General features: G+C 63.5%; 2 protein-coding genes. One reads left to right on the top strand and one right to left on the bottom strand.

Annotated features, from left to right (window positions below):
* Positions 1-401: 401 nt before the first annotated feature.
* Positions 402-656, top strand: coding sequence for a hypothetical protein (locus ABZW96_RS37560; protein WP_156094773.1), 255 nt, complete (start codon positions 402-404; stop codon positions 654-656).
* 6 nt (positions 657-662) lie between these two features.
* Here the strand turns inward: ABZW96_RS37560 and ABZW96_RS37555 are convergent, their stop codons facing one another.
* Positions 663-842, bottom strand: a complete 180-nt coding sequence (locus ABZW96_RS37555) for a hypothetical protein (RefSeq protein WP_355081640.1) — start codon at positions 840-842, stop codon at positions 663-665.
* Positions 843-1718 lie beyond the last annotated feature (876 nt).

Genomic DNA, 1718 nt, shown 5'->3' with positions numbered 1-1718 from the left:
ATCGCCGCCTCCCGCACGAACCACCCCGCCTCGACGATAAGCCACCCGCAGCAGCCGCAACAGGAAAAACGATCAGTTCATACACAGGCACTGAGTCCGCGAATCCCTCCGTGCTCGCTTGCGCGCCGCCGTCCTCAAATCTCGAGACCCGGCCATCCTCGGCTGGTGGATAGCCTCCGTAGACGGCCGCGACGTGGGCGGCCTATCCAGCTTCGCTGGCACGAGGTTCGTCGCTGTACGCACAGGTGCGAGCCCAACTCGCCGTACTGGACCGGGATCTGACCGGTCGATGAGGAAGGGGCCGCGGTCGATGATCGTCGAGTTGCCCCTGGAATCGGCGGGTGGTGCCATGCTGCGTGTGCTGATAGAACGGTGTGAGATCCCGCAACGGAAGGAACCCGATGGGGCGAACAATTCCCGCGACTGCCGCGCCGGTACGCCGCACCCTGGTTGTAGCGCTGATTGCCGCGGCGATCGGGGCGCCGAGCGCGGTGACGGCGACTGCCGAGGCGCCGCCGACTCGGGATGACGGCTTTTGCATCGATGAGAAGACGCGCGTGCGCAACGGGTTGCGCGTCAGTGACCCCAGTTGCATTCATGACCACGGCCGCTTCCACAATCACGAGCGCTTCCATATTCCGCCGACTCATTCTTGAACCCGGCTACCTCCCGAAGGTTGGGGCTTCATGACCACAGACGCGCACGGGGTGCAAGGTCAGGTGCCCGTGCGTCGCGGCCACCTCGGCAGTCACTTCGAAGCCGAGCCGCCGGTAGAACCGGAGGTTGCGCTCATCCGAGATTTCCAGAAACGCAGGGACACCGGCCTGCTCGGCGGCTTGCATGCCGGGCAATACGATGGCTTTACCAAAACCCTTGCCTTGCGCCGATAGCCGCAGCCCCGTCCGTGTCGGGATGCGTCCACACCGCCACCGCGTCACCATCGTCGGCGACCCAGACCCGACCGTGTTTCAACCCGACATGTCCCACCAACAGCCGCTGCATCGCGCTCACTCGTTCGGATGCCACCACATGACATAACCAGGGATAGTCGGCAAAAGCCCCTCCCAACGTCTCGGTAGCACGGGCTGTCAACATCGCGCCAATGCTGGATCGGGCACAAATTTCGTGGCTCGATCAGGACCTCGCGGCCGGTGATCGAGGTGTCGGACAACCGCCGCTGAGAGCGGCTGTGGACTCGCCCGGACGGCGTCCCGCAGGCGGGGCAGCCAACCGGATCCACACCGGTAGCGGCCTGATCCGTACCGTCGAACCCGCCGCTCTGATCACCTCGATCTGCAGACGGTCACGGGCGGATACGATTTCGGCATCATGACCTCCTGATGGTCAAGTTTGCCTCAACTCTCGCAACGATGGTCGCGTATCCGGGGGCCGGATCAGATGGTCGCGTTATCGGGGACTGGTCACTGGGTTCGTGCGGTTCCGAAAGTACGTTGCCGGGCCGGTGAAGAGCTGTTCGGTGCGGGGGCTGCCGGATCTTCACCTCGCGGACGAACGTCGCGGCTGTGGTGAATTAGTTACAGGTCATCGAGACGTTGGACTTGGCCGAGGTTCTCTGCACTTCGCAAATTGGCACACTGAGATTTGCCCTGTGGTCGCCATCTTAGTGCCTGTGTATGAACTGATCGTTTTTCCTGTTGCGGCTGCTGCGGGTGGCTTATCGTCGAGGCGGGGTGGTTCGTGCGGGAGGCGGCGATGGT

The organism is Nocardia sp. NPDC004168, assembly GCF_040610355.1.
GTDB lineage: Bacteria > Actinomycetota > Actinomycetes > Mycobacteriales > Mycobacteriaceae > Nocardia > Nocardia sichangensis.
The sequence above is the reverse complement of the archived record's forward strand: the minus strand, read 5'-3'. Positions and strand labels throughout refer to the sequence as shown.